Origin of the sequence: Trichocoleus sp. FACHB-591, from assembly GCF_014695845.1 — a bacterium.
Lineage (GTDB): Bacteria > Cyanobacteriota > Cyanobacteriia > FACHB-46 > FACHB-46 > Trichocoleus.
Genome location: NZ_JACJPA010000032.1, coordinates 54032 through 80947, shown reverse-complemented (window position 1 = coordinate 80947; position 26916 = coordinate 54032). Strand labels below are relative to the sequence as shown.

General features: G+C 48.2%; 25 protein-coding genes and 1 tRNA gene. 12 read left to right on the top strand and 14 right to left on the bottom strand.

The genetic code is table 11. The features are described from left to right. Positions 1–324 precede the first annotated feature (324 nt). Positions 325–972, top strand: coding sequence for a response regulator transcription factor (locus H6F90_RS05545; RefSeq protein WP_190431100.1), 648 nt, complete (start codon positions 325–327; stop codon positions 970–972). A 107-nt stretch (positions 973–1079) separates the two neighbouring features. Here H6F90_RS05545 and H6F90_RS05540 read toward each other — a convergent pair whose 3' ends face one another. From H6F90_RS05540 to H6F90_RS05520, 5 genes are all read right to left on the bottom strand, one after another. Beyond that, on the bottom strand, positions 1080–1439 hold the full coding sequence (locus H6F90_RS05540; RefSeq protein ID WP_242024345.1) for an NIL domain-containing protein: 360 nt from the start codon (positions 1437–1439) through the stop codon (positions 1080–1082). After that, entirely contained in the window at positions 1439–1804 is a 366-nt protein-coding gene (locus H6F90_RS05535; protein WP_190550937.1) for an NIL domain-containing protein, read from the bottom strand. Before H6F90_RS05535 ends, H6F90_RS05540 begins: the two co-directional genes overlap by 1 nt. A 10-nt stretch (positions 1805–1814) precedes the next feature. Beyond that, positions 1815–2696 carry a sulfate ABC transporter permease subunit CysW gene (gene cysW, locus H6F90_RS05530; protein ID WP_190550935.1) on the bottom strand — a complete coding sequence of 294 codons (882 nt, stop codon included), beginning with the start codon at positions 2694–2696 and terminating at the stop codon, positions 1815–1817. Then, complete coding sequence (gene cysT, locus H6F90_RS05525) at positions 2686–3546, bottom strand: sulfate ABC transporter permease subunit CysT (RefSeq protein ID WP_190550933.1); 861 nt, start codon at positions 3544–3546, stop codon at positions 2686–2688. The genes cysW and cysT overlap by 11 nt, the downstream gene beginning before the upstream one ends. Before the next feature lie 153 nt (positions 3547–3699). Beyond that, complete coding sequence (locus tag H6F90_RS05520; RefSeq protein ID WP_190550931.1) at positions 3700–4893, bottom strand: sulfate ABC transporter substrate-binding protein; 1194 nt, start codon at positions 4891–4893, stop codon at positions 3700–3702. Between the two features lie 193 nt (positions 4894–5086). Here H6F90_RS05520 and H6F90_RS05515 point away from each other — a divergent pair. Beyond that, positions 5087–5159, top strand: a tRNA-Thr gene (locus H6F90_RS05515). Positions 5160–5237: 78 nt separating this feature from the next. On the opposite strand, the gene H6F90_RS05510 is transcribed toward H6F90_RS05515, so the two are convergent. Continuing rightward, positions 5238–6347: a PAS domain-containing protein gene (locus H6F90_RS05510; RefSeq protein WP_190550929.1), complete on the bottom strand. Its 1110-nt coding sequence runs from the start codon at positions 6345–6347 to the stop codon at positions 5238–5240. Between the two features lie 281 nt (positions 6348–6628). Beyond that, the gene (locus H6F90_RS05505) at positions 6629–7843 is read right to left on the bottom strand and encodes an acetamidase/formamidase family protein (protein WP_190550927.1); all 1215 of its coding nucleotides are present in this window, start codon (positions 7841–7843) and stop codon (positions 6629–6631) included. A 258-nt stretch (positions 7844–8101) separates the two neighbouring features. Between H6F90_RS05505 and H6F90_RS05500 the strand changes: the two genes are divergently transcribed. Beyond that, positions 8102–8812 (top strand): DUF4397 domain-containing protein, encoded by a 711-nt coding sequence (locus H6F90_RS05500; protein WP_190550925.1) that lies wholly within the window; start codon positions 8102–8104, stop codon positions 8810–8812. 20 nt (positions 8813–8832) lie between these two features. Here H6F90_RS05500 and H6F90_RS05495 read toward each other — a convergent pair whose 3' ends face one another. Next, on the bottom strand, positions 8833–10374 hold the full coding sequence (locus tag H6F90_RS05495) for a SagB/ThcOx family dehydrogenase (RefSeq protein ID WP_190550923.1): 1542 nt from the start codon (positions 10372–10374) through the stop codon (positions 8833–8835). A gap of 424 nt (positions 10375–10798) precedes the next feature. On the opposite strand from H6F90_RS05495, the gene H6F90_RS05490 reads away from it, so the two are divergent. Both H6F90_RS05490 and nfi read left to right on the top strand, forming a co-directional pair. Next, entirely contained in the window at positions 10799–11338 is a 540-nt protein-coding gene (locus H6F90_RS05490; RefSeq protein WP_190550921.1) for a pentapeptide repeat-containing protein, read from the top strand. Further along, the gene (gene nfi / locus H6F90_RS05485; protein ID WP_190550919.1) at positions 11335–11994 is read left to right on the top strand and encodes a deoxyribonuclease V; all 660 of its coding nucleotides are present in this window, start codon (positions 11335–11337) and stop codon (positions 11992–11994) included. The genes H6F90_RS05490 and nfi overlap by 4 nt, the downstream gene beginning before the upstream one ends. 30 nt (positions 11995–12024) lie before the next feature. Here the strand turns inward: nfi and H6F90_RS05480 are convergent, their stop codons facing one another. Then, complete coding sequence (locus tag H6F90_RS05480; RefSeq protein WP_190550917.1) at positions 12025–12315, bottom strand: hypothetical protein; 291 nt, start codon at positions 12313–12315, stop codon at positions 12025–12027. Between the two features lie 455 nt (positions 12316–12770). Here H6F90_RS05480 and cynS point away from each other — a divergent pair, with 455 nt between their 5' ends. Next, the gene (gene cynS / locus H6F90_RS05475) at positions 12771–13211 is read left to right on the top strand and encodes a cyanase (RefSeq protein ID WP_190550915.1); all 441 of its coding nucleotides are present in this window, start codon (positions 12771–12773) and stop codon (positions 13209–13211) included. Between the two features lie 104 nt (positions 13212–13315). Further along, positions 13316–14302, top strand: coding sequence for a cation diffusion facilitator family transporter (locus H6F90_RS05470; protein WP_190550913.1), 987 nt, complete (start codon positions 13316–13318; stop codon positions 14300–14302). Here H6F90_RS05470 and H6F90_RS05465 read toward each other — a convergent pair. Further along, positions 14261–15247: a cyclopropane-fatty-acyl-phospholipid synthase family protein gene (locus H6F90_RS05465; protein WP_206756157.1), complete on the bottom strand. Its 987-nt coding sequence runs from the start codon at positions 15245–15247 to the stop codon at positions 14261–14263. The genes H6F90_RS05470 and H6F90_RS05465 overlap by 42 nt on opposite strands. A 230-nt stretch (positions 15248–15477) precedes the next feature. Here H6F90_RS05465 and xth point away from each other — a divergent pair, with 230 nt between their 5' ends. Both xth and H6F90_RS05455 read left to right on the top strand, forming a co-directional pair. Beyond that, entirely contained in the window at positions 15478–16284 is an 807-nt protein-coding gene (gene xth / locus H6F90_RS05460) for an exodeoxyribonuclease III (RefSeq protein ID WP_190550911.1), read from the top strand. Positions 16285–16354: 70 nt separating this feature from the next. After that, positions 16355–17242, top strand: a complete 888-nt coding sequence (locus tag H6F90_RS05455) for an SDR family oxidoreductase (protein WP_190550909.1) — start codon at positions 16355–16357, stop codon at positions 17240–17242. Between the two features lie 90 nt (positions 17243–17332). On the opposite strand, the gene H6F90_RS05450 is transcribed toward H6F90_RS05455, so the two are convergent. After that, positions 17333–21955, bottom strand: coding sequence for an ELWxxDGT repeat protein (locus tag H6F90_RS05450; protein ID WP_190550907.1), 4623 nt, complete (start codon positions 21953–21955; stop codon positions 17333–17335). Between the two features lie 418 nt (positions 21956–22373). Then, positions 22374–23150, bottom strand: coding sequence for a TIGR00297 family protein (locus H6F90_RS05445; RefSeq protein WP_190550905.1), 777 nt, complete (start codon positions 23148–23150; stop codon positions 22374–22376). 354 nt (positions 23151–23504) lie between these two features. Here H6F90_RS05445 and H6F90_RS05440 point away from each other — a divergent pair, with 354 nt between their 5' ends. From H6F90_RS05440 to H6F90_RS31400, 3 genes are all read left to right on the top strand, one after another. After that, positions 23505–24497, top strand: a complete 993-nt coding sequence (locus H6F90_RS05440; RefSeq protein WP_190550903.1) for an FkbM family methyltransferase — start codon at positions 23505–23507, stop codon at positions 24495–24497. A gap of 229 nt (positions 24498–24726) precedes the next feature. Then, the gene (locus H6F90_RS31405; protein WP_190550901.1) at positions 24727–24987 is read left to right on the top strand and encodes a transposase; all 261 of its coding nucleotides are present in this window, start codon (positions 24727–24729) and stop codon (positions 24985–24987) included. A gap of 4 nt (positions 24988–24991) precedes the next feature. Beyond that, positions 24992–25168: a transposase gene (locus H6F90_RS31400; RefSeq protein ID WP_190550900.1), complete on the top strand. Its 177-nt coding sequence runs from the start codon at positions 24992–24994 to the stop codon at positions 25166–25168. A 71-nt stretch (positions 25169–25239) separates the two neighbouring features. On the opposite strand, the gene H6F90_RS05425 is transcribed toward H6F90_RS31400, so the two are convergent. After that, complete coding sequence (locus H6F90_RS05425; RefSeq protein ID WP_190550898.1) at positions 25240–25428, bottom strand: hypothetical protein; 189 nt, start codon at positions 25426–25428, stop codon at positions 25240–25242. A gap of 55 nt (positions 25429–25483) precedes the next feature. Next, on the bottom strand, positions 25484–26875 hold the full coding sequence (gene mnmE / locus H6F90_RS05420; protein ID WP_190550896.1) for a tRNA uridine-5-carboxymethylaminomethyl(34) synthesis GTPase MnmE: 1392 nt from the start codon (positions 26873–26875) through the stop codon (positions 25484–25486). Positions 26876–26916 lie beyond the last annotated feature (41 nt).

Here is a 26916-nt window from a genome sequence, read left to right as displayed (position 1 = left end):
CCTAAGGTTATTTCTCGCTTCAAAGCACCGATGGCTACTCTTGTTAAAAAATACTAATCAACTCGAATTAAGCCTATTTTGCCAACGATACTTTGATAATGAAAAAACTTGTTAAGTCTGCTGCCAAAATCACCTGCCATTCTTAAAGTAGGTAAATAATTGATGAAGTCAGCAACCTACTAGACTAACTGTCAATTCCTGATCAGGCACTATATTAATGAAGGGATACGTAGCAGACAGTGACAGGTCTAGTAGAATGTGACAACAATACAAAAAGTTCTATCTACAAACTTTAATTAATCCAGGCATGGCGAGTGACAAAGCATGAAGGAAGCGAGCGTGGGAGATCATAAACGGCTACTGCTAATTGATGACGACCCTAATTTAATTCTGTTAGTTAAGGATTACCTGGAATTCCGCGGGTATGAAGTAGTAACAGCAGAAAATGGCCGTGAAGCGCTAGAAATTCTGGAGCAAGATATTCCAGACATGATTATTTGCGATGTGATGATGCCAGAGATGGACGGCTATTCACTCGTAAAGCATGTGAGGGAAGACTCTCGCACTAGCTGGATTCCAGTTCTATTCTTATCAGCCAAGGGACAAAGCCAAGACCGCGTCAAAGGGTTAAACACTGGAGCCGATGTCTACATGGTCAAACCCTTTGAGCCTGAGGAATTGGTGGCTCAGGTGGAGTCCTCGCTGAAGCAAGCATCCCGGATGATGCAGCATCAAACCAAGGGCGTGGATAATGGCCCCAAAATCCAGGTACCCTTTGATGTCGAGCTGACTCCAACCGAGTTAAAGGTAGTGCAGTTTGTGGCCCGTGGGATGGCCAATCGGGAAATCGCTGACGAATTAAACGTTAGTCAACGCACGATTGAAAGTCACGTCAGCAACATGCTAGGCAAAACAGGTTTACACAACCGCACAGAGTTAGCACGCTGGGCGATCGAGAACAATATGGCCTAGTGGTGGTTCTCAACCACGACGAAGAGAAAAAGCAAAAAAGCAGGGTAGAACGAATTGATTTCAGTTCTACCCTGCTTTTTTGTCTCCTGTCTCCTAGTTCCTATCCCTCACAACCAACCGTCTCCATCTGGATTGGGTTTACCCCAAATTGTGATGCTCAGGGATTGCAGATAGGCTAACGCTTGCTGAAGTTGCTGAGGAGTCCCCCGCAGTTCTAGGTCGAACCAGCCATCTTCTTGAGGGTTGGGGCTGAGTCGAGCCGCAGTAATGTTAACGCTGAGGCCATGCTGGGCTGTCAGGTGAGAAATAATTGGTTCTTGACGACGTTGGGCTGGAATCCGCAATTTGATGCGAACTTGGGTTGCGCTTTCAGTGCATCGAGGCAGACGCGATCGCCTAGCACCGAGCACTGTCTGGGGTTTCTCAATCCCGCTAGACCGCTCTTGCTCCAGCATGGGTGCCCGCATCACCAACCATCCTCTTGAGCACTCGAATCATGCCAAATTTCCAGGTCTAGCTCATTTAAGTAGAGCAAGGCACTATCAATTTGGGCAGCGGTGCCTTGAAGTTCTAGGTCAAACCAGCCATCATCTCGCGCGTTCGCCCCCAGCAGAGCCGCTGTAATGTTGACCGTGAGGCCATGCTGAGAGATTAAGCGAGAAATCACAGGTTCTTGATGGTAGTTCTTAGGGATACGAATTCTAATGCGGGTTTGAGTGTATCTATGATCCGCAGCAGAGTCCTGTCCCGATGGCTGGGATGCGTCAAGAGCCGTTGCTTCTTGGTTTTCGCGCTTTAGGGGAGCATAGCGATCGCTGTCATCCGTCAACATGATCTGCCTCCTATTCAATATCTTTGATTTTGGTTTTACGTTCCAAAATTTCCTTCAGTATCAAAGTCACAACCGCCAGAAAAGCGAGCAAAACTGCCGCAGAAAAGGCCGATTGCGTAGCGTATTGCTTATACGCTTCTTCCACAAACAGGGGCAGGGTTTGAGTTTGGCCAGCAATGTTGCCCGACACCACAGAAACCGCCCCAAACTCGCCCATGACTCTGGCATTGGTCAAAATCACGCCGTAGAGCAAGCCCCAGCGAATATTAGGAATCGTGACTCGCCAGAAAATCTGCCAATCATTAGCGCCTAAAGTTCTGCCTGCTTCCTCTTGGTCACTGCCTGCCTCTTCCAGAACTGGAATCACTTCACGAGCGACAAAAGGCAGGGTAATAAAGGCACTGGCTAGCACCATCGCAGGCATGGCGAAAATAATTTTGATATTGCCCGATTCTAGCCAAGAGCCAAACCAGCCATTGCGTCCGTAGAGCAACACAATCATGAGGCCCGCTACGACTGGAGAAACCGCAAAGGGCACATCCAGCAAGCTAATGAGAAAAGTGCGTCCCCGAAACTGGTTGCGGGCAATCACCCAAGCCGCACAAAGCCCAAACACCGTATTGATGGGCACGACAATCAGCGCAATTAAAAGCGTGAGCTTGGCAGCATGGAGGAAATTGCGCTCCGTCAAGTTGCCTAAAAACGGCCCTACTCCATCCTTAAACGCTTGCATGAAGACGTTGAAAGCGGGAATAAACAAGACCAACGCTAAGTAAAAGAGCGCAATGCCAATTAAAACTCCCTTCACCCAAGTTCTTTGCTGAGTTGGAGTTGGAGCTTTCGGCTGGGAGATTTCAGGATTAAAGGATTTACCTGCCAAACTAGAGCTCATACCGCCGTCCCCAAGCTTGCAATAAATTAATCGCCAAAAGAATTAGGAGCGAAATGCCCAACAGAACTGTGCCAATCACAGTGGCACCCGAATAGTCGTATTGCTCCAGGCGTTGAATAATCAGCACGGAGGCAATCAAGTCTTTGAACGGGACGTTAGAAGCCACAATGACTACAGAGCCATACTCACCAACTGCTCGGGAGAAGCCCAACGCCACGCCAGTCAAAATCGCTGGCATTAAAGGCGGCAATACCACCCGTCGGAAGGTTTGGAACTGAGAAGCGCCTAAAGACCAAGAAGCTTCTTCTACTTCCTTCTCCATATCCTGCAATACAGGCTGGAGAGTCCGCACCACAAACGGTAGGGAGATAAAGATCATCGCCACCGCTACCCCCAATCGAGTAAAGGCGACCTTAATGCCAAAAGGCGCTAGCAACGAACCGATCCAGCCGTTGTCGCTATAAACTGTGGCTAGAGTCAAACCTGCTACTGAGGTAGGCAGGGCAAAGGGTAAATCGATCGCGGCATCAATGATGCGTTTGAAGGGAAAGTCGTAGCGAACCAAAACCCAGGCAATTAAAACCCCAAAAACGGCATTGATCAGGGCTGCAATCAAAGCTGTGACAAAGGTGACGTTATAGGTAGCCAAGGCGACAGGGCTAGTCGCAATTCGCCAGAAGTCAGCAGGTTTTTCGGTACTTGCCTTAGCAATCAGCGCTGCCACAGGCAACAACAGCATAATTGTGAGATACCCCAGCGTGATCCGCCAAGGCCAAGACAACCCTAAGAGCCGTTGAACCGGATTTTTAGGTTGGGGGGAAGCAGATGGAGAAATAGTTGAGACAGCCATAGAGCAATTTAAAGACAGCAGCCTAGGTCAAGCTAGGAGATCAAAAATAAATCGGGGCAGATGCTTTTAGCCGTTGATCTTGAACTCATCAAGTATCCCAAAAGCCTGCCCCGATCGCCCGCACAGAGAGGAGAGTCAGCGAGTGACTACTACCTATTTGCCTTGAATCTGGTCGAAGATAGCACCATCATCAAAGAATTTCTTCTGGACTTCGCTCCAGCCGCCGTAATCTTTTACAGTGGCCAAATCTTTCACTTGGGGATACTTGCTTTCCAGAGATTTCGCTTGGGCACCATTGAGGTCGCTCAGACGGAAACCTGTATTGGCAAATTCTTGCTGGGCTTCTGGAGAGAATAGATACTGCACAAAGGCTTCTGCAACTTCGCGAGTCCCGTGCTTGTCTACGTTCTTGTCGACTACTGCCACTGGGTTGTCAATCGAGACGTTGACTGCGGGGATGACGAAGGGGAGTTTTTCGCCGTTTTCAGCGGCTAAGAGAATTTCGTTCTCATAGTTGATCAAGGCATCTCCTTGGCCCTGCTTGAAAAAGATGTCGCTGGCTTCCCGCGCATCTCTGGGCAAAACAGGCACATTTTTATAGGCTTTAGCCACAAATTCTTGGGCTTTGGCATCATCCGCACCTGACTTCACAGCAGCATTCCACAGCGCCAAGAAGTTCCAACGGGCACCACCGGAAGTTTTGGGGTCAGCGGTGACGAAGCTTATGCCATCCTTACCGAGATCTGTCCAATCCTTAATGCCTTTGGGATTGCCTTCGCGAGTGACGATCGCGGCGACAGAACGGCTAGCGACAGCATCGTTAGGGGCTTCTTTGTCCCAACCCGCCTCGATTAGTCCAGCCTTTTCAATCTTTTGCACATCAAAGCCGAGGGCTAGATGCACCACATCTGCTGGTAAGCCATCGATCACAGCGCGGGTTTGGGAACCAGAGCCACCGTAGCTGGGCTTGAAAACCACAGTTTGGTTGTGTTCTTTCTGCCACTTCTCCACAAACTTAGGAATAATTTTGTCGTGGGCGGCTTTGGTGACGGCAAAAGAAACTAGAGTCAGTTCAACTTCTTTTTTGGCAGCACTCCCACCTGTAGCACCTGGAGAGCTAGCAGTAGTAGTGTTGCCACCATCGCCAGAGCAAGCGGCGATCGTTACACTCAAAGTCATGCCGACTAGGAACAGTGAGACAAAGCCTCTCAGGGAGCTGAATTTCAACCCATTGAACATTTGCGGGCCGCAGCAACGCAGTATGTTGGTCCAGAACTTGAGCGCATTACTAATTACCCGTTGAGCTGGCTCTTCTCGTCGTTTCGAGCCACGTTGCCACAGACCCATAACCTTTAATCTCCTTTCAAACCCCACTTAGTCGGTCGGGATACCGGATTTCCATCTGAACATAGATAGTACCGAGAGATTTGCAAAAACGCAAATAAATTGTCAGGGGATGAAGCGATCGCTGATTTTCAATTCAATTAAATTTGGAGTGAGGAGTGTTGCAGAATTTGATATACTGACTTTTAGCCAATGTGCTGGTGTAGCTCAGTTGGTAGAGCAGCTGATTTGTAATCAGCCGGTCGCAAGTTCGAGTCTTGTCACCAGCTTTTAAATTAGAAATATTTTTAGCGTGCTATTGCTTAACCGCGATCGCCTGCATCAAGCAGTCCCGATTAAGTAGCATTTCAGTATTTAGCCGCTAATTCCCGAAGAGTGAGTACTGCGGCAATTTTTCTACTCTGCTCATCATAAATGGGTCGGGCATTCCCTTCTACCAGCACCTCCGTCCCATCCAGTCGCCGGATGCGCCAGCGAGCTTCAGTCACGATCTCGTCTCGCAGTGCAGCGCGGCTCAGGGGGAGTTCTGCTGGAGGGTAGGGTTTACCATCCACTGTATAAAGGTGATACGTATCGGTATAGCCTTCAGGCAGTACATCTAACTTGGCAACTCCGTGGAGCCGAGAGGCTGCCTCGTTGACAAAGGTGATACGTCCCTCGGCATCTGTGACAATGACTCCCTCAATCAGTTGTTGCAGAATGGCATCTCGCTCTGTGGCAATCCGGGCAACACGCTGCCGTTCCAGCACTTCTTTGGTCACCTCAATATTGAGGCTTAAAATCCCGCAGACTTGCCCAGTGGTATCTAAGAGGGGCTGGTAAATGACATTGAAATAACCCTCATACATTTCCCCGGTGCCATGGCGATCGTAGCGGACTAGCAATTCCTTGCCCTCGTAGGTCTCGCCGGTGGCATATACCTGATCTAGCAGCTCAAAGAAGCCCTGTGCTTCCAGTTCCCGAAAGGCATTTCGCATCGTTAGACCTTCAAAGTTGCGAGCGCCAATTAGTTGCTGGAAGCTGCGGTTATGGATCTCAATTCGATGCTCTTGCCCTCGCATAATACAGATAGGTACGGGGGCATATTCGAGCATATTCCGAATTTCCGCCCGTACTGCTTCCTCTCGGAGCACACGAATGCGATCTGAGATGTCGCGGCTGAATAGGATTAACCCCTGTTCAGTGGGGACAGCCCGCACTTCGTGCCACGCATACAACCCTGGAAGAAACAACTCAAATTTGACAGCAATAGAACCTGTGATGGCGCGTCTTAGTTCTGCTTCTGCTGGTGTATTAAGCAGTTCGGGAAAAACCTCCCACAGAGAGCGACCCAGCAACTCAGCTCGTTTACGCCGCAGCAGGAGTTCCGCACTATAGTTAACGCAGGTATAGTTCCAGTCTTTATCTAGTTCGGTAACTGCATCAGACGTATATTCCAATACTGTCTCAAGATCCAAATTATTCCTCCGTTCCAGGCCAGTCGTATATCAGTAGCATTTGTTAGAAGATGCCCTTCATACATCTAGCGATAGCCTGATCTAAAGTCGCCCGGCTTTTCAGAGATAGTTTTGGAGGCTGAAGTTCGGGTAGTTGAAGTGAGACTCTTAGGTATCAGTCAAAATAAATCTGCTTTGAATATCCAAAGTGACTGAGCTGGGATATTCAAAGCAGATTTAATGTTTGCTGTTAGTTGTTTGCTCCTATTTAGGCCCTGGAGCGTGGGGTGCGACTCTGCGGGTTATTTAACTCGATTCACCTTGATCAGATCTTTCATGATCACTCCATGAATTCCCTTGACGATATCCACAACTTGAGTGACCTCAAAATCTACTGCGGCACTGCTCAGTTGTAAAGCTTCTTGCCCATTGAGGGGTGTAACTTCTGTGATAAAAGTCAGGCTTTTACGCACTGCATCCTTCATCGCTTCATCCAAATCTTGATTCAGCCCAATCGGAACAAAGGCGATCGGAGTTTCTAGGAACGGTGCGGTAAATGTTTTCTTAGCAGCAAGATCTTTGCGTAGAGTAATCCGAAATGTTGGCTTTAGAGAACACTCGATCGCGGTTAAAGCAACCTCTCCATCTCCTTGAGCACAGTGAGGATCACCCGTATACATCAGGGCACCAGGAACTTGCACAGGGAGATATAGCGTAGTTCCCGCTGTGATTAAATTCAGGTCAATATTGCCACCATAACGGCCTGGAGGCACAGAGTTTACGGTTTCAGCATCATTTTCAGGAGCGACACCAATTAGCCCCATGAATGGTTTTAAGGGAATTTCATAGGAAGGCGAACCAGGCGTGTCAGGTTTCAGGATTCCTAATCCGGTAATTCCTTCTCGCTTGAAATTGGCGTACTGGAGTGGAGAGGCAGTCTGTCCTTTGCGCGTTCTGAGAATCGCCTGAACGGCTTGGGGATCGGTCACGATTTTGATGTATTTGCTATCAGCAACCTTATCCCCTACAGGATATTCTCCGGGTAGTGCACCTTTACCCTTACGGCTACTCACAAACCCATAGGAGGCACGGTGCTCAATCTTGAGAGTTTCAATCTGCAAGACATCTCCGGGCATGGCTCCTTCAACATAAATAGGCCCAGTCACGACATGAGGCCCTTTGCCATCATGAGGGACGTTCGCTCGGATAGTTAGTTGATCTTGCAGAATCTCTTTTTCGGGTACTCCTTTTTGAGTCAAAAACTCAATGGCTCCAGCAGCCGTGCCATCCCGTGACTGGTCTTCTAAAATGCCTTCATGGGAGACGGTCTCAATCGTTACAGTGTCTCCGGATCGAATACGTAGAGCAGGCTTAGCCGTCTTGCCATACAAACGTCCCCAAATTACAGTTTCCGGGGTGGATTTAAGCAGATACTCTTTTGCCCAAGCGGGGGAGTTGGAACTCCAAATACCTAGAACCAATCCAGCCAATAACCAGGTGTGGTTTTGCCTCACCATCCCGCTCACGCCTCACTTGACGACTTCAGCCGTACCATAGCTTCCCTCATCCGTATTATTTGTAAGCTTAGCTACATTCTCTTGCCGAAAAATCAGCGAAATTGTCCTTGAATCAGGCAATTTTTAGCAAAAATTACTGCGTTGTTGGTTCTAGATGCTGAGGGTAAAGCGCATAGAGACTGGCACGAAATTGCTTTAATTTTTTAACGATCGCGCTCATTGGCAGTTGTTTAGCATCAAGGGTTAGGAGAATCATCAATGTCACTTCATCATCAAGGCTGGATGCTGCTATCAGTCCTCGCGACTGGGGTGGGACTAGCGATGCCATCTAAAGCCGAGAACTTGGCTTACGTGAACTACTGGCTACTGGATGCTAAACCAACCGTCAAGACGTTGCACTTAAACCAGCAACCGATTCATGCCTCTTACTCTCCAGAGCAAATCATTCCATCCCAACGTATTCCTGCGGGAAAGTACGCCCTCTCCCTCAATTCCATCTCGTCTCAGCCAGAGTCTCAGCCAAAACAGAGCTTTAATTTAGAAGCTGAGCAGTTTTATACCGTAGCTCTATTTCAGAAAGGCCAGGTACTCCAAGGGCTAGTGCTGAATGACAAGCTGAGTCGTCCTGAACCTACAGTAAGACTGGTGAATCTCATGCCTGAGCCTGTCCAAGTGACGATCAATCAAGCTCAGCCGAAAGGATTGGAGCTGCAATCGGGCGAGCAAAAGGATGTAGCGATCGCCCTTGATAGTCCCTCGAAAGTTGGTCTAGTTACAGTGAAGACAACTGCTAAATCTAATCCAAGTCGCTCTGCAACCAAAGTCTTTGGCGTTGGGCCTGACTATGCTTCTGTGGTCGTGATTAGCTCCCAAGCAAACTCACTCAGACTAACTCGTTGGCAGTACGATCGCTGTGCTGTCCGCATTGAAGCCTACCAATACGAAGATGCCTGTGGCCATTCAGACTAGGCAACCAGAATAGCCAACAGCTAGCGGGGGCGACCCAGGGTGGTGATATAGAGAACGGCTTCATCCACCGGAATGCCTAACACTTCATTCACCTGATTATCAAAGAAGCCACCAATGCCACTGACACCCAAACCCAGATGGATGCCAGCCAGGTTGAGTTTCTGCCCCAAGTGTCCCGCATCCATGTGGAGGTAGCGGTAGACGCGATCGCCATATTGAGCCACCGCAGTTCTCAGGTCCGCCGTATGAAACACCACTGCTGCGGCATCACGACCCAAATCTTGCCCCAAGCATAAGTAGTGCAGTTCTCGCCGGAAGTTTTTGAAGCGGATTTGTCGTAATTCCTGAGAGTGGGGGGCGTAGTAGTAGCAGCCTTCTTCTAAGCCAATCACACCAGAAACTGCAATAAAGGTCTGAATCGAGTTCAAAACAAAATAGTCTGGATACCCATCCAATCCCTGTTCAATATAGTGCTCAGGCTGGTAAGTAAAGTCCAGCAACGCTTTCAATTCTGCTAGGGTAATTGACTCTCCGCTGTAGGCGCGGGTAGAACGACGGCGGAGCATGGTCTCTTGCATAGCCCCTAAGTTCTCTCCCCAAACAATCGGCTGGGACAGCGTAGAAACTTTTAGGCAAAACGGAAAATTGTATTGATCCGACTGAGCCTTTTCTCGATTGGTACGTGGTGGTATTTTGGGGATCTTTTTGAAGGCTGCGTTTGGCTGAATCTGAGTAGCTTGATGGAAATAGCTCAGCAATTCTCCATCAGGAATGCTGGGATACTCGGTCTGAGTCGCCGAAGGTAAGGCTGTTACCGAAAGTGGCAGATTTTCTTGCACTTCTAGCAAATCGGCCACCGGAATCACTGCGATCGCTCCTTCTTGGTCCGGATCGAGGTAGAGCAACTGATTAAGCGCCTCGTCAGCAAATCCACCAATCAAATGCGGTCGATAGTCATTGAGAGCGCAGGCTAACTCAATGTTGCCCAGCAAGTGCCCAGCATCCAAAAAAATGCGGCGGTAGGCGCGGTCCTGATAGCGCCATGCCGAGCGAGCAAACACCGCAGTCGTGACCAAAGCCATCTGCGTGTCATCTAAAATAGGGTGCCAAAAGCAAGCCGATTGCAATTTCTGCCAAACATTGCTGTCCCAGAAATGCCACAGCGAGTGATTTTTAGACTGATAGTTATACAACCCAGCGGGTAGGAATGGGGTCCCACGGGAAACTAAATACACTTCTGCCGGATACAGACCCCCCGCTGAAGGCGCAGCCCGTAAATAAACTGGACTTCCGGTTGTGGGAATCATGCCTGTTAAGCCGTAGCTGCAAAATAGCAGGCGCGACAACCGTTGCCACCAAGCAGTCTCTGCATCTTCAGCCAAGACTTCTTGTGGGTCAGTTAAATAAGGCTTGAGATCGAAGGTAGTGCCGATCTTGTATTCCTTAAACGGAACAGGCTGACTCTCCCAATCCAAGCGATGGCTTTTACTGGCAAGGGTTTGCGGATCGTATTTGGTCCGCTCGTGGTAGTGCTGAGCGATCGAGACTCGAAGTTCTGGCATAGAGATTTCTGGGCAGTGCAGTTACGTCTCTATTTAGATCTTGACATCTCTCAGGGTTAAAGTGTCTGTTTGTGCAGAAACGCAGCCTGGCATCTGAATTGATCCTATATTTACCCCCTATTCATAGTCTGTTCATGACTACAGCGAGAGTATCCCCAAGGCGACAGATGTGGCTAAAGTTTTAATCTGGCACAGTTGGAGGATAAAACAATGGCAGCAAGCTTGGAGGTTCGATGTAAATAGGTTAAGTAGATAGGTTAATAAGTGCGATCGCAATCAGGGATTCTTAAAAAAGCGTTAAAGCAACGGTATTTTTTGTCACACTATTTTACATTTTAATTACAAGTTAAGTATAAATGCTTAGTACGTATCTCGCGTCAATCCTGAAAAGAGTTTGACGAAGATACTGTCGGGAATGGTTACCATGCAGAGGGTCAGCGCCAAAGAAATACTATCTTGCTATGCCGAAGGGCAACGAGATTTTAGTAACATTGATGCCGGGGAAGTTTTTCTATTTGAAGCTGAGCTACCTAACATCAATTTACAAGGAAGCAACCTAGCCACCGCTCATCTTCCCTACGCCAATCTCACTTATGCCAACTTACAGGCAGCCCAGTTACCAGCAGCGGAAATGAGCAATATTCAGCTTTATCAAGCCGATTTAGCTGGAGCCAATCTACAAAAGGCAAATCTATCGCGAGCGAATCTGCGCCATGCCAACTTGCAAGGGGCAAATCTCGCTGGAGCCGATCTATCTGGGGCAGATTTGTATAATGCCGATCTGAGTCAGGCAAATTTATCCTCTGCAAATCTTAGCCGCACCAACCTAGAAAAGGCCAAACTTCAAGCAGCCCAGCTCGCTGGTTGTAATCTCTATCGCGCTCAGCTCGTGAATTTAGAAACAGCCTATATCGATCGCACTACTATTCTGCCCGATGGTCATCGCGACAGTCATTCTCTATGAAGATCCAACAACAGCATGCTTGGCCCGCCACCGCTGAAGAAGCCACTATAATTCAGCAGCAACTGCGTGGTGACATCATCAAGGAAGACCAACTAGGAACGGTGCAGCGCGTCGCTGGAGTGGATGTGGGCTTTGAGGCAGATGGAACTATTACTCGTGCCGCGATCGCCGTCTTAAGTTTTCCGGAGTTGCAACTGGTGGAACACGCGATCGCCCGTCGCCCCACCACCTTTCCTTACATTCCAGGCTTTTTGTCTTTCCGAGAAATTCCTGCTGTCCTAGATGCGCTAGAACAAATCGCCACTCCCCCTGACTTGTTGCTCTGTGATGGTCATGGCATCGCTCACCCTCGACGGATGGGGATTGCTGCTCATTTGGGGCTACTAGTGAATTTGCCTGCGGTTGGGGTTGGTAAGTCTTTACTAGTCGGAAAACATGATGAGGTGCCAGAAGAGCGAGGCGCTTGGCAACCGCTTCAGCATCGGGGTGAAACGGTTGGAGCCGTGCTGCGAACCCGTGTTGGCACTAAACCTCTCTACATTTCGTTAGGGCATCGCATTAGTCTGCTGACTGCGATCGATTATGTGATGCGCTGCACCACCAAGTGGCGGCTGCCCGAAACCACGCGCCATGCCCACAAACTGGCGTCGGGTTAAGAGTTAGTCCTTCTAGCCAATCCTTCGGCTCTACCTAACTTCGTGTTGTTGGGCGATCGCGATGGTTTGGTCAATCAGAATTCGTACAATCTCTAAAGCTTGATTCAAACTTTCCCGAGGACGAATTTGATAGGTGTAGCGTAGACCTCCCTGTCCTTGATCAGCGGGATGCTGCCACTGCAACACAGGATATTTTTGGCCAAAGCCCGTTTGGCGTTTGATCCGCACATGCACTAGCCAAATCGGCCAGTCCCGATAGGTAGCAATAAAGTGAGTTTTGTTTTTGTCAAAGTCACTCCGTTGAGGGGCCAAACTAGACATACTAGAACCAGACCCAGACAAGGGATAGCTTGCCTGTACAGTCCTATGGGTAGATGGAACACTTGCTCTAGAAGGAGATAAGGATTGTGGAAATGACCTCGATCCGGTAGTCATGTTCAATTGGCCCCCTGTTGCTTACAATCCCAGTTCTCTTCAGTAGTCTCTACTCAATGCAGGTCAGTGATGAGAGCGACTATCTAGATTACCATCAGGTATGAAAATGCCGCTCCCGCCGCGCAACACTCAAACTGTGAGTGAAAAATACTGATTCTTGGGATACCAGAGCATCCTCCTTTAGAGTTATCTCTGAAGCTAGAATCATTAGACTTGGCTTAAGCGGTAAATGTTCCTGAGGTGACGTTAACACCAAACTGGATGTACCCGTAACTTTAGTTACAACTACGTAGTGTAGTTTTAGTTACTAGTGGAATCGATGAATATTGAGTGAATTTTTCATGACGATTCCAGCAATTACCCAGAAACTACTAGCTGCGAAGCAAATGCAAGGATTGAGTTTTACAGATTTAGAAAAAATTCTGGGACGCGATGAAGTCTGGATTGCCGCCTTGTTTTATCGCCAAGCGAGTGCTTCTGAGGATGAAGCTAGTAAATTAGTGGAGGCTTTAGGATTAGGGCCAGACGTAGCATCTGAGCTGACTGAATATCCCCTCAAAGGCCTAGGGCCAGTAGTACCAACCGATCCGCTAATTTATCGCTTCTACGAGATTATGCAGGTCTATGGCATGCCGTTGAAAGAAGTGATTCAGGAGAAATTTGGAGACGGCATCATGAGTGCGATCGACTTCACGATGGATGTAGAGAAGGAAACAGACCCGAAGGGCGATCGCGTCAAACTCACGATGTCTGGGAAATTCTTGCCTTACAAAAAGTGGTAGATCGGCAGTTTTCGGGAAAATTGTGATTATATGGGGAGCTTGCATCAGAGAAATTGCATCTACTCTAGAGTAGATCGCTTTAAGGCTCCCTGTTTCCTCAATTAATGCTTCACCATCATCACTCCTCGCATTGCGACCACTCCCTCCCCACTGCCTCTCTAGACCCAGGCAGCACCCCGATTCAGAAGCTGCGCTTACTGTGGATAGCGCTCATCCTGACGGGTTGTTTTTCGCTAGCGGAGTTAGTCGTGAGTCATCGCAGCCATAGTTTGGCATTGCTGGCTGATTCAGGGCATTTGTTCTCCGATACGCTATCACTCGCTTTAGCACTGTTAGCCACCTGGATTGCTCGTCTACCTGCTTCTGAACAAGCTCCTTTTGGCTACCGTCGGGTGGAGATTTTAGCGGCTTTAGCCAATGGGTTGAGTTTAGTCGCGATCGCCTGCTGGGTCGGATGGGAAGCGATCGCCCGTCTACAATCTCCCCCGACTGAAATCCTCAGCTTGCCCATGCTGATCACGGCTGTGGTGGGTTTAGGCGTGAATAGCTTAAATGCCTGGTTCTTGCATCACGACAGTCACCACGACTTGAACCTGCGGGGAGCCTTTTTGCACATGGTGGCCGATGCCATTAGTTCTGTGGGCGTCATCTTGGCAGCGATCGCAGTTGGCAAGCTGCACTGGCTCTGGGCCGATGGTGCGATTAGCTTACTTGTGGCTGGATTTATTGCCACTGGAGCCATTCCGCTGATTCAGCAGAGCTTGAATATTCTGCTAGAACGCACCCCTCAGCAGATTGATGTCCCAGCCTTAGCAGCAGCTTTAATGCAGCACGAAGTGGTGGTTAGCATTGACGCTCTGAAGCTTTGGACGGTCGCTCTGGGACAAGAAGTGCTGTGTGTGCAATTACAGGTGAATTTAAGGGATGGGTTAGCCCGCGATCGCTTGTTGCAGCAAATTCAAATCCAAATACAGCAAGAATTCGGTATTCGAGATGTGATGGTGCAAATGACTCTAGCTCCTGGTCAGCAGGCGATCGCGACGCAACTGTCACCGACGCTGAGCAACCAAATTGTACTTCCCAGTCAGTAAACCCGCCCCCTGGACCGTGGCAATTCCTTTCAGGGTGTTGCCCTCTACCCGCCCTGTGAACTGAATCGTTGCCGCTTGACCTTGCACTTTTTTGTTAGTGGTGAAGCTAATTTGATTGCCGATCAATTTGGCATTGCTAATGGCCAACGTGGCATTTCCGGCTGTCGCTGCACCAGTTACTTGCTGAAATTGCTGGCGCAATAGCAAATTGACTGGCTGCCTTCCCAGCGGAGTAGCTAGCGTTCCTTGCCAATTGCCCGCTACCTGCGCTGGCACTACCCAATAGTAAACCGCATGAATGCGGCCCGTTTTAGGCACTTTCACCGTTAAGGTTTTATCGGGTTTCCAATCGCCCAGATCAAAGGCATGAGAAACCACTCGCGACCCCGGTTTCAGTTCATTCAAGAGCTTAGGCTGCAATTTAAGGTTAACGGCAGGCAACAAATAAAGAGTGACCACGCTGGCATCGCGGAGGTTGGTTTGAAACAAATCCTGCTGCAAAAACTTGACGCGATCGCCCAAACCCGCCTTTTGAGCGCTGGCATTACTCTCTTGAATCAGCTTCGGGTCGAGTTCTACTCCAACCCCACGAGTGCCGTACTTCTGAGCTGCGGTCAATACAATCCGCCCGTCACCGGAGCCTAAGTCATAGAGCTGATCTCGATCTGTAACTCTCGCCACCTTGAGCATTTCAGCCACGACTTCATTCGGCGTCACCACATAAGGCACCTCCTTCTCCACGGCTGGGGCACCAGGAGATACGCTAGGAGCCGGGGTAACGGCAGGAGCCTCAGCCACTGGAACAGACGCAGACAAAACCGCCGGACTAGAAGCTGAGACGGGAGAGTTTGAGACGAAAGACTGAGTACAACTGGCCAAGAGCGCGATCGCGATACCTAAACCGATGCCCTTAACTGCCACAGCCATCCGGCGCTGAATTTCCATTTACTCGCCTCCTAACTCACAAGGGTCACAGCCATTATTAACGCGCCATACCACCCTACGCTGCATTCTCCAAAACGAGAGGGAACCAAAGTTTAAGGTTCTCCTCTATATCTCTGCTCAAACTGATCTCGCATTTCACCAAGCCGAACTAGTCAAAGCATCTAGCCTGTGGCATACTCCCCAAGGGAGACTGAAACACCCTAAAATTAAAGACCGATCGCTGAGCCTGCATGAAGATTGCCACCTGGAACGTCAACTCCATTCGCACCCGTCTAGAGCATGTCCTCAACTGGTTGCAAACCAATCCGGTTGATGTGTTGTGTGTGCAAGAAACCAAAGTTATAGATGCTGACTTTCCGCGATCGCCCTTCACCGATTTAGGCTACCACCTCTACATTTCTGGGCAAAAGTCTTACAACGGTGTTGCCCTAATTAGCCGGACCCCCTTAGAAGATGTCACCGCTGGATTCACCCCAATTTTAGGCGAAAGCTTAGTAGGTGAACTCGATGCCCAAAAACGAGTGATTACAGGGGTTTTAGATGGCATTCGCATCGTCAACCTGTACGTCCCCAACGGCTCCGAAGTGGGCAGCGAAAAGTATGTCTATAAACTGCGATGGCTCCAGGTTCTCCACGAGTATCTCGAAGCTCTCTGCCTCAAAGACAGCAATCCACCCAAAATTTTAGTCTGTGGCGACTTCAACATTGCTCTAGAAGACCGAGACATCCACAACCCCAAGGGCCGTGAGAAACACATTATGGCCTCGGATCATGAGCGTGCCGCTTTGCAAACCGTTCTGGATCTGGGCTTTGCAGATGCCTTTCGCAAATTTACTGAGGATGGGGGTCACTTTAGTTGGTGGGACTACCGCTCTGGCTCGTTTCAACGTAACAGTGGTTGGCGGATCGACCATCATTACCTGACTCCAGCCTTGTATGAACGGGCGATCGCTTGCAGCATTGACGTTGCCCCCCGCCAATTAGAGAAACCTAGCGACCATGCGCCTGTAACTGTCGAACTGGAGGTCGCACTTTAGATAGTTGCAAACTCTTCAACTGAACTTGCTACACTGCATCAGATAGTTCACCTTCCAGTTGAGTACCCCTATGTTTTTAGTCACTGGAGCCACCGGAGGGCTAGGTCGCAAAATTGTTCACACGCTGTGTGAGCAAGAAAAAACGGTACGAGCGTTTGTGCGGCTAACCTCCCGCTATGCCGAACTAGAACATCGTGGCGCAGAGATCTTTATTGGCGATTTGCGACAAGAACGCGATATCCAAAAGGCTTGCCAGGGTGTGCAATACGTCATCAGCGCTCACGGCGCTACTGGCTCTAGTGATGGTGATGCCCAAACGCTGGACTACCGCGCCAATATTGACTTAATTGATGCCGCCAAAGCAAATGGCGTGCAGCACTTTGTCTTTATTTCGGTGCTGGGAGTCGATCGCGGTTACGAGGACTCACCCACTTTCAAAGCCAAGTTTGCCGTGGAGCGGTATCTGCAAAATAGTGGTCTCAGCTATACCATCCTGCGACCTTCTGGGTTTTCGTCCAACTTGCTTCCCTTAGCCGAGCAATTTAGCAACACTGGCATCTATCTCCTGATTGGCGATCCCCACAACCGTTCCTCTATCGTCAGCACCGACGACCTCGCCAGAATTAGCGTTGATGCTGTTTCTAACGAAGCTGCTCACAATCAAATCTTTGCTGTAGGTGGACCCGAAATATTAAAGCGATCAGATATCCCTGCCATCTTTGGCCGCATCTTTGATCGCGAACCCATTATGATTAATCCTCCCTTATTCCTATTCGACGGTGTGAGAACCGCAGTTGGACTAGTCAACGCCAGAACCCAAAAGGCTTTGGGCACTCTCCGCACGCTCCTTGCTAATGAGTTTTTCTGCACTTCCAAGGAGATCGAGCGTTTAGAATCTACCTTCCACATCAAAATGGAATCCCTCGAAACCTTTCTCCGGCGCTATTTGAGCGTTTAACTACTTACAAAAAGAGAGTGGGGAATAAGCTCACTCTCTTTTTAGCTTTTTTAGGTCAAGTCAATGAGGGCGATCGCTAAAACACCACTCTTACAAAGCCCACAGTTCTCTCCCATTGATACCATCATCCGCTACAAAGTAGAGCGTACCATTGACATTAGTCAGGCTAGCAGGAGACGAACCACTTAGTCCACCATAGATATCTTTCACTAACGTTGTGCCAGCAGTCGTACCATCACTTCTCCACAACTCAGTTCCCTCGATACTGTTGTAGGCAGTGAAGTATAAGATGCCATCAACATTGACAAAGTTACCATCATTAAAGCCTACGGAACTATAAGGAGTAGAACTGGCTGGGCCTGCGTTAATATCTTTCAATAACGTTGTACCAGCGATTGTGCCATCACTCTTCCACAACTCTTTGCCGTTGATGCCATCATCCGCTGTAAAGTAGAGCGTGCCATCCACATTCGTGAGATTGCTGGGTGCAGAGCCTCCTACCCCTGGATTGATATCCTTCACCAAGGTAGTTCCACCAGCAGTTCCGTCACTCTTCCACAATTCTGTGCCATGAGTACCATCATTTACTGTGAAGTAAAGTGTGCCATCTACATTCGTGAAATTACTCTGTGCAGACCCTCCTGCACCTGGATTGATATCCTTCACCAAGGTAGTTCCACCAGCAGTTCCGTCACTTTTCCACAATTCTGTACCAGCAGTAGGAGTATAAGCCGTGAAATAGAGCGTACCGTTGACATTAACAAAATTAGTCAAAAAAGAGCTATCCGTACCGATGTTAATATCTTTCACCAGTGTGGTTCCACCAGCAGTTCCGTCACCCTTCCATAGCTCTGTACCAGCAGTAGGAGTATAAGCCGTGAAATAGAGCGTGCCATTAACGTTGGTGAGAAAATCCGGTTGAGAAGCACTCGTTCCTACACTAATATCCTTCACCAGTGTAGTACCAGCAAGAGTTCCATCACTCTTCCATACTTCTGTGCCGTGAGCGCCATCATCCGCCGTAAAGTAAAGCGTATTATTCACGTTCGTTAATCTGGCTGGAGCAGCACTTCCAAATCCTAGGAAGATATCAAAAGGTACTGTCCCATCAGCAGTTCCATCACTTTTCCACAACTTGTGACCAGAACTATAATCGGTGGCTGTGAAGTAGAGAGTGCCATTCGCATTCGTGAGGTTGCTGAGAGTTGGGCCATGCCACCCATTCTGAAAGGGCTTGACCGGGGTTGTGCCAACAGCCGTACCATCACTCTTCCAAAGACCACTAACAGTGCCATACCCTGCGATGAAGTAGAGCATACCGTTCACATTAGTTAGCCCATAGGAGAAAGAACTACTAGCGCCTGGATTGATATCCCTAACTACGCTTGGTAGGCCACCGCTGTCTACAACTTCTAGATCAAAGCTACTGGTTAGTGTAGTCATCCCGTCAGTAACACTAAAGTCGAAGCGATCGCTGCCAGCCTCTCCGCTCGTATTTTGATAACTTAGACCACCATTGTTAATGTCATCTTGCGTGAAGGTTTGCCCAGTACTCAAAGAAGCATTGTTGAGTTTAAGAATGCCATTGGTCGGCAACTGGTTGAGCGTATAGATAATCTGAGAGGCAAGAGATTCCTCATCGGTCACGAATAGAGAAAAGTTACTGATTGTGACCGTTTGACCTAGTCTTACCGCGCGTTCTGCGTTGTTAGTAATGACAGGCGCATCGTTTACAGAATTGACAGCGATCTCGAAGCTATTGTCACTCAGCGCATTCCCTGCTGCATCCACCACACTAAAGCTGAAGCGATCGCTGGTCACCGGATTACCATTGTGCGTATAGCTGAGGCGATCGCTATCAATATCATCTTGCGTAAAGGTTTGGTTCGTACTCAAAGCAACTCCATTGAGCTCCAAAGCGCCATTGGCAGGAGCTTCCTTAAGCGTGTAAGTCAATTGGGTTGCACTATGGTCTGTATCCATCACTTGCAGTTGACTTTCAGTCAAGGTAACAGAATCGCCTTCATTCAGCGTTATACCTTGATTGACACTGAGCGTTGGTATAGCGTTGGCTGCAAAGTTAATATTCTCAACTATCTGGTCAGTACTTAAGCTGACAGTGTAAGTGCCAGGACGACCCAAGTTAAACATCCGTACACCTGAAGCTGTGGACATGAACAAGAACTGCCCATCATCACTCACAGTCATCATGCCATTGCCATAAGGTACAGAGTTATGACCGTAATAGTCAGGAGCAATATCCTCACCGATATTTAAGCGGTACAACTCTTTCCAGGTTTGAGTATTAAAAGCAATGATCTGATCTGTAGCAGAACTAGCCGCATATAAAACATCTCGAACTGAATCAAAGGCTACTCCACTATCAACACCAGACAAAATCTCAACCCCAGTCAAATTTTTATCCAAAATGGAAACTCCGTTCCCCGACTCCAACGCAATTAGCGAGCCATTCTGGTTGACAGCAGACAAACTACTACCGAGAAAACCATTTGTCCATTTTTCTGTGGAGATCTGATTAGTGACAGCATCGTAAGTAGAGATAGGACCACTGGAAATGCCATCTTGGGTGATGAATAGTAGAGAGCGGTCTGCACTACGGGTGATTTGAGCACCCCCGTGGTAAGACCATATGTCGGTTCGTGAAGTAATGGTGTCCGTACTCAAGTCTAACTGGCGAAGAGGCCCCCACTCCCCAAAAGACCTGACAATACCCAGTCCATTACTACCAATGGCTACATCGCTGGGGAGGTCATCGTTGTTCAAATCAAAAATCAGATTGGCAACAGTCCCATCATTAAGGTTCACCTTACGAATGAAGCCTTGAGCTGCACCTTGCTCGCCTTCTGCTACATACACGGCGCTACCATCTGCGGTAATATCGCCACCAATGAGAGAGTTACCCACATCAAAAGGTGTCAACAGGGTACGAGTAGCAACGTCAAAGCGTTCTAGATCTCCATCGTCAGTGGTGATATAGAGATAGTTACGCTTTGGATCAAAGATCAGATCGTTATGATTAGTGATAGGAATCAGTAAGGTTTGATCGGTTGGGCGAGTGCTTGGGAATGTTTGTCCCCATCCAGCTTGAGGCACCTCAGCCACGGTGTAGACACCCGCAGCTAGGGCAACAAAGCTGTAATCACCGTTAGCATCCGTCGTGGTAGAAAGCTCATTAGTATCCAGTTGGTTGTTTTGGTTCTGGTCAAGATAGATCGTCCAGCCTGCTAGACCCGGTTCATCGGTATTTTGAATACCATCCCCATTGCGATCGCTCCACTTTGTACCTTGAATCGAAGCAGTGGCGGGGACAGGATTGGGGGCAGGTGTAACTGAAAGATTGAGGTTGTAGTTGATATATGTGTATTCTGTTGCAGGCGCAACTTGTAAATAGTAGGTGCCTGGTGCTAAAGTTTCGACAAAATCTGGCACGACAGTATCGGAAGTCGTAGTTAGGATTTGAAGAACTTCATCCTCATCCACCACCCCATTGTTGTTAGCATCCTGAGCCAGCTTCAAACTGACTCCCCCACCGCCCCCAGTGAAACTAAGTGATTGCCGCCATTCTTGAGCCGTTGACAAAGTGAACTCATACCAGTCAGAACTGTCGCTGGGGCCTACGAAATCAGTCAAGCTCAGCGATGTTGAACCAAGCGCGATCGCGCGAGCACTAGCTTCAGAACTTCCCGCATAGTCGCTGCCTGGACGACCTTCTCCTTGACCAAACGCTAGGTAGTGTTCATAGGCTTGCTGGTAATTGAAGCCTGCTGAAATCAGGTCGAGATTATTTGCTAGATAAACTTGAACGTCAAAGTTAGGAGAAGCTAGCCGTCCTTCTGCCAAACCATAGCGCTGGAAGTGCTCATATATGCCTCGTTCATCAAGCCCAGCCGCCACTAAATCTGGATTGAGGGAGCGATAGTAGTTCAAGTCAAAGGCTGGCGCAAAAACTCGGTTCTCCCGCAACCCGTACATCTGAAAATGCTGTAGCAACTGAGTATTGTTCAGCCCAGCATCAATCAAGTCTGGGTTGTTCGCCTTATAGTAGTTGAGGTCAAAAAAGGGAGTGAACTTTCGGCTTTCATTCAGCCCATAAGTTTGCAAGTGTTGTAAAGCCAAGTGGCGGTCGCCTGCAAAAGCTTGATTCACATCTGGGTTATTCGCCAAGTAAAAGTTGAGATCTACAAACGGAGAAAACGCTCGGCCTTCATTCACCCCATACATCTGTAAGTGCTGCAATACTCCAAATCGGTTATTGCCATAGAAGGCAGCTACGTCTGGATTATTGGCTAGATAGAAGTTGAGGTCTACAAAGGGAGAGAAAATGCGAGCTTCGCTCAAGCCATAGGTCTGTAAATGTTGGAGAGCCTGCTCGCGATTCCCTGCAAAAGCTTGGTTGACATCTGGGTTGTTGGCGAGATAAAAGTCAAGATCTAAGAACGGAGAAAACGCTCGGCCTTCTGCGACACCAAAATCTTGCAGGTGCTGGAAGAGCTGCTGATTGCTAGTTAGACCTGCTGCTGCCAAATCAGGATTACGAGCTTGATAGAATTGGAGGTTGACAAAGGGAGAGAAGATGCGACCTTCACTCAAGCCGTAGGTAAGGAAGTGAGAAGATGCCTGCTCATCTGTAAGTCCAGCCAAATCAGGATTAAAGGCACGATAAAAATTAGCATCGAATAGACTAGCGGGCATGAATCATCTCCCTTGCAACTAACAACAAACTGTAATACTGGCAGCAAACTCTAACCGATCCGCGCTGTTAAATTCAGATCGAGTAGGCTCTATTAGCAGAAAATTCGCGGCTGATATTGCTCAGTCCAGGTATAGCCCTCGCCTCCAACTGAGGCTAGTAGAAATACACAACTTCATTTAGACTTTGCCGAAGCGTTAAAGAGCTTTAATAACATGTTGAGACACAGCTGTATTTCAGAGCCGACCGCTTGTACGTTTCTCAGTCCCTAGCCAAAAACTTATCTGGAATTTTGTAAAAATTTACAATTAGCTTTCAGTTTTAGAGGTTGCATTTCTCAGGTATAATCCCTGATTTTTGGTCACCACTAGTTGATAGTTTTTAGCCAACGATCGCCCCAGTCCGCTTTTTTGTAAGGAGCTAAGGGGAAATTAACCAAGATAGTGAAATTGCTGCAACTGCCCCAATCAAGGTATTCAAGATATTCACCACTTCGTTGGTGAGCCAATCATATTTAGATTGCAGTGTTGCCCCGATCACACTTTCTAGATTAGTGGCAATGAAGGCTGCAATAATGCACAAAGCAACGCCTAACAAACTAATTAAACCCACGCCCCATCCGACAAGGGCGATCGCGGCAGAAGCTACAATTCCTGCTAAAGTGCCTTCTAAACTGACAGCACCTTCAGTTCCGCGCGGTACGGCTTGTAAAGTGGTAATCAAGAAAGTGCGCTTACCGTACGCTTTGCCTACTTCACTGGCTGAGGTATCTGAGAGTTTGGTGCTAAAGCTAGCTACATAACCGAGGAGGAAGAGAGGGATAAAGAGACGATCGCTATTAGCATGATTCAAAAGAGGAACAAGAAACGCTCCTAACGCACATATAGCACCCACTAAGGCAGAACCCCAGACATTTTCTGGACCTCTTGCGCCAGAACGTTTTTCAGCAATTCCTTCTGCCTCCTTTTGGGCCATGCCAACCCGAGTTGCAGCAGAGCCAACTAGGAAATAGAACATCACGACTACATATCCCTGCCAACCCAATGTTCCCCAAATTAGAACACCCAAGAACCAAGCATGGAGTAGACCTGCTGGGGTGAGAAGTTTCTTGGGGGAGAACCAGGCGATCGCCGCGAGAACAGAGTTAAGAGCCAGGGCAATCAGCCAGGAATCAAAGGAGGCGAATTCAACAGGCATAGGTTAGGTTACATCAAGTGGGATGTAGTCATTCAATCAAAAATTGCTTACTATTATAATGATTGTTGCTTTGTCTTCTGAAGTCCCAATTTAGCTAACACTGCTTCTTTAAATAGCTATTTTACCCCAGACCTCAAAAAATTTCCTATGACATAAACTGTCAGGCTAACCTTAAAAATGTAGGCTTAATAACTTGCACAGAATCAAATAGCCATAAAGTCCAACCAACCGCAAACATAGTGCAAGAAGAATGTAAAATTATTACATTTTTTCTTAAAGTAGCATTAATACTACTTCTAGGGCATCGCAAATAAGAGTTTACTCCGTCTTGAGTATTTAATATCTTGAATTAGTATGTCTTACTTTCTTTCCAATTTAAGGCGCAGGGGTCACCTAAATCAGATTTCTGTAACGGTTGGCATTATAGGATCCCGAAAGTTATCAAACTTTAAAGATCAGATAGACGCTGAGCAGGAGTGGAGTATTTTTTCACCCAATTTAACTATCTATGGTTTTGATGCTGATAGAGTTGCTTGCGAACAAATGAATTCTGCGATTGCAGCTCAAAGAGTCAATTGGAACGAAAAACATTTTCCGGTTGCTCTCTGGAACTCTACAAAAGAATCTGAAATATACATAACCAGAGATCCAGGATGTATCTCGCTTCATCCACCTAGTGAGGAATATCGTAAACGTTTTACATCGGGCGTCAAGGCAATGGAGTTGATGTCTACAGAAATGATAGAAACTGTCACTCTAGATAGTTTTTGCAAAGCTGAAGAAATTAATGCCATCGACGTTCTTCAGATTGATGTTCAAGGTGGGGAATTTCAGGTTTTAGAAGGGGCCACAGAAATTATAGAACGTAGCACTCTAGCTATTATTGCCGAGGTTGAATTTATGGAGTTGTATTTAGGACAGCCCTTATTCGGTGATGTGGATAGTTGTCTTAGGAGGCAAGGCTTTACGTTGTTTGATTTAGCAAATATTCAGAGAGACCAGCGCCGAAATATTCCCATTGCTTCAGGCCATCATCCAGGCCCTTTAAGTTGGGCTGACTCCTTTTATTTCCGTGACTTAATTTCAGATAGACCCAACACGAGCTTGAAGACGCCTAATACGATTTTGAAGCTCGCCTGCATTGCAGATGCCATGAACTTTCCAGACTATGCTCTAGAGGTTTTAGAGTATCTAACTGTCAATTATGGATCTGACAAACAATATAACTTTGCTGAAGTTATTATTGAAAGCTTATCTCAGATTCCACAGTTGCTAGCGTTACCAGAGATAGTTGAAAAAGGTTTTGAATCTCTACCTATCATTTCCAAGATGCACAATTATCTTTGATGATATGTTAAAGGCTTGCTTAAGAAATTGTTTATAAAAGGGTGTTAGGCAGAACGAATTCAGACCATAAAATGAGTGATACCTAAGGAATTCAAGCTCTTGGGAACGAAATCATGAGCCAACCCTACTATGACAGCGACCTCAGGGATGAGGAATAGCAACGCATCACCCCCCCTTATTACCACCCCAAAAACCCGTCGGCAGACTCCGAGAAGTCAGCTTGCATTAGGTGTTAAACGCTATCTTCTACCGGGCAGACAATGGCACCAAATGGCGCAACTTGCCAAGTGATTTTCCTGCGTGGCAAACAGTCTATGGCTACTATCGCTTATGGGTGAGATTGGGGTCTTTGGGAGCAAATCATCAGACCCTTATGCAGCAAGTGCGCCTTCACGAAGGACCCGATGCCCAACCAAGTCTAGCCATCATTGACAGCCAGTCGGTCAAACTAGGACAAAAAGGGGGAAGAACACGGTGTCGATGGCACTAAACAGGTGAAGGGGCGCAAGCGCCATCTTGTCGTCGATGTGCTGGGACTGGTCTTAGAATGCTATGTCACTGCCGCCAACACAGCTGATGTCAAAGCGGCCCCTGCGGTGCTCCTGTGGGTGTTGGATCTCCGGCGATTCTTCGTTAATCGCCGCAGCATCAATCGAATCATAACCACATAAATCATGCCTTCGTGATTCTCGGGTAAGCGTTCGTAATCGCGAGTGAGGATATGAGCATTCTCTAACCAGGTTCAAGGGCGCTCCACAATCCATCGCTTGGGTTCGACTTGAAAGCCTTTGCTCTCCTCAGGACGTTGGCTAATTTCGAGATCTACTGGCCGCTCCCCGAAGGCTCGCTGAATCAGGGTTGCTAATTCACCTCGATACCCTTTGTCTGTCAGAACTTTGGCAATTCTTTCATAGAGGTGGAAATCAAGCACTGCTTAACGACCTTTTACAAACACTTTCTAAGGCCTTCTCATTCGTCAGTATTACTTACTTACCAATACAAAAACGGCTAAAGATGCGATCGAGAACGGATTCGGTGACTTCTTCGCCTGTGATTTCTCCTAAGGCTTGGATGGCTCCCCGTAGGTCAATGGTCCAGAAGTCAAGGGGGAGGCGATCGCTCATCGTGGCTTGGACCTGCTGGAGGGCAGTTTTAGCGCGAGTGAGAGCGGCGGCTTGGCGCTGATTAATGGCTAAATCTAGATTGGCAGCTTGCAGGTTTTCGGTTTGGACAGTGGCGAGGATGGCTTGCTCCAAATCAGAAATTCCTTGGTTTTGGGCGGCGGCTGTCCTCACAACGCGCCGAATCGGTTCAGGATAAGTGATGGATTCTAGATGGGAAGTGGCGACTAGATCGATTTTGTTGATGACTAAAATTAGCGGTCGGTGCTGCACTTGGTCGTAGATGGTTTGGTCGGCCTCTGTCCAACCTGCTTGAGCATCGATGGTAAATAGCACCAAATCAGCGGCTTGGGCTGCTGATCGCGATCGCTCTACACCAATTTTTTCTACTTGATCCTCGGTATCGCGGATTCCTGCGGTATCCAACACTTGTACGGGGATACCACCGACTACTAGCTGAGACTCGACCACATCACGGGTGGTGCCAGGGAGATCGGTAACGATGGCGCGATCGCTGCGACTCCAAGCATTGAGCAAGCTGGATTTACCGACATTGGGACGACCGACGATCGCCACTTTGAGGCCAGACCGCAGCAGTTCTCCTTGTTCGGCAGTGGCCAGAATCCGAGTCACTTCAGCCACCACTTGATGCAGTTGGGCTTGAATTTCGGGCTCATTCAAGGGTGGGAGGTCTTCTTCGAAGTCAATCCGGGCCTCAATTTCGGCCAAGATATCTAAACAAGTGGTTCGGAGTTGACGAATAGGATGGGCGAGTTTGCCTTGCAAGCCTGCTAGAGCGGTTTGAGCGGCTTGAGGCGATCGCGCTCCGACTAAATCGGCAATACTTTCGGCTTGAGTCAAGTCGAGTCGGCCATTCAAGAATGCTCGCAGGGTAAACTCTCCCGGTTGCGCCAGTTGCGCTCCTTGTGTTAGGCAAAGCTGTAATACCTGCTGTACGGCCATGATGCCACCGTGACAGTGAAACTCCACGACATCTTCACGGGTGTACGAACGGGGAGTCAGCATTAGTAGTAGTAAAGCTTCGTCTACTACTTGTTGCTTTTCGGGGTGGCGCACATAGCCATAGAGAATTTGGTGACTCTGCCAAGTTTGCTGCCCAGGAGCATGAAAGAGGGTTTTGGCGATCGCGACTGCTTCAGCTCCAGACATACGCACAATACCGACGCTACCTTGTTGCGGCACAATGGCGGTGGCGATCGCCGCGATCGTTTTCCCCTGTGTGACTCCCCTTGTCATGGTTGCTCCGTAACCTTAAAGGCTTTGCCTACTTGCCTACT

Excerpts from the sequence above, each read along its gene's own strand:
- H6F90_RS05545 (WP_190431100.1), top strand. The coding sequence starts at position 325 with ATGAAGGAAGCGAGCGTGGGAGATCATAAACGGCTACTGCTAATTGAT.
- H6F90_RS05540 (WP_242024345.1), bottom strand. The coding sequence starts at position 1,439 with ATGCGGGCACCCATGCTGGAGCAAGAGCGGTCTAGCGGGATTGAGAAA.
- H6F90_RS05535 (WP_190550937.1), bottom strand. The coding sequence starts at position 1,804 with ATGTTGACGGATGACAGCGATCGCTATGCTCCCCTAAAGCGCGAAAAC.
- cysW (WP_190550935.1), bottom strand. The coding sequence starts at position 2,696 with ATGAGCTCTAGTTTGGCAGGTAAATCCTTTAATCCTGAAATCTCCCAG.
- cysT (WP_190550933.1), bottom strand. The coding sequence starts at position 3,546 with ATGGCTGTCTCAACTATTTCTCCATCTGCTTCCCCCCAACCTAAAAAT.
- H6F90_RS05520 (WP_190550931.1), bottom strand. The coding sequence starts at position 4,893 with ATGGGTCTGTGGCAACGTGGCTCGAAACGACGAGAAGAGCCAGCTCAA.
- H6F90_RS05505 (WP_190550927.1), bottom strand. The coding sequence starts at position 7,843 with ATGGTGAGGCAAAACCACACCTGGTTATTGGCTGGATTGGTTCTAGGT.
- H6F90_RS05500 (WP_190550925.1), top strand. The coding sequence starts at position 8,102 with ATGTCACTTCATCATCAAGGCTGGATGCTGCTATCAGTCCTCGCGACT.
- H6F90_RS05495 (WP_190550923.1), bottom strand. The coding sequence starts at position 10,374 with ATGCCAGAACTTCGAGTCTCGATCGCTCAGCACTACCACGAGCGGACC.
- H6F90_RS05490 (WP_190550921.1), top strand. The coding sequence starts at position 10,799 with ATGCAGAGGGTCAGCGCCAAAGAAATACTATCTTGCTATGCCGAAGGG.
- nfi (WP_190550919.1), top strand. The coding sequence starts at position 11,335 with ATGAAGATCCAACAACAGCATGCTTGGCCCGCCACCGCTGAAGAAGCC.
- H6F90_RS05480 (WP_190550917.1), bottom strand. The coding sequence starts at position 12,315 with ATGTCTAGTTTGGCCCCTCAACGGAGTGACTTTGACAAAAACAAAACT.
- cynS (WP_190550915.1), top strand. The coding sequence starts at position 12,771 with ATGACGATTCCAGCAATTACCCAGAAACTACTAGCTGCGAAGCAAATG.
- H6F90_RS05470 (WP_190550913.1), top strand. The coding sequence starts at position 13,316 with ATGCTTCACCATCATCACTCCTCGCATTGCGACCACTCCCTCCCCACT.
- H6F90_RS05465 (WP_206756157.1), bottom strand. The coding sequence starts at position 15,247 with ATGGAAATTCAGCGCCGGATGGCTGTGGCAGTTAAGGGCATCGGTTTA.
- xth (WP_190550911.1), top strand. The coding sequence starts at position 15,478 with ATGAAGATTGCCACCTGGAACGTCAACTCCATTCGCACCCGTCTAGAG.
- H6F90_RS05455 (WP_190550909.1), top strand. The coding sequence starts at position 16,355 with ATGTTTTTAGTCACTGGAGCCACCGGAGGGCTAGGTCGCAAAATTGTT.
- H6F90_RS05450 (WP_190550907.1), bottom strand. The coding sequence starts at position 21,955 with ATGCCCGCTAGTCTATTCGATGCTAATTTTTATCGTGCCTTTAATCCT.
- H6F90_RS05445 (WP_190550905.1), bottom strand. The coding sequence starts at position 23,150 with ATGCCTGTTGAATTCGCCTCCTTTGATTCCTGGCTGATTGCCCTGGCT.
- H6F90_RS05440 (WP_190550903.1), top strand. The coding sequence starts at position 23,505 with ATGTCTTACTTTCTTTCCAATTTAAGGCGCAGGGGTCACCTAAATCAG.
- mnmE (WP_190550896.1), bottom strand. The coding sequence starts at position 26,875 with ATGACAAGGGGAGTCACACAGGGGAAAACGATCGCGGCGATCGCCACC.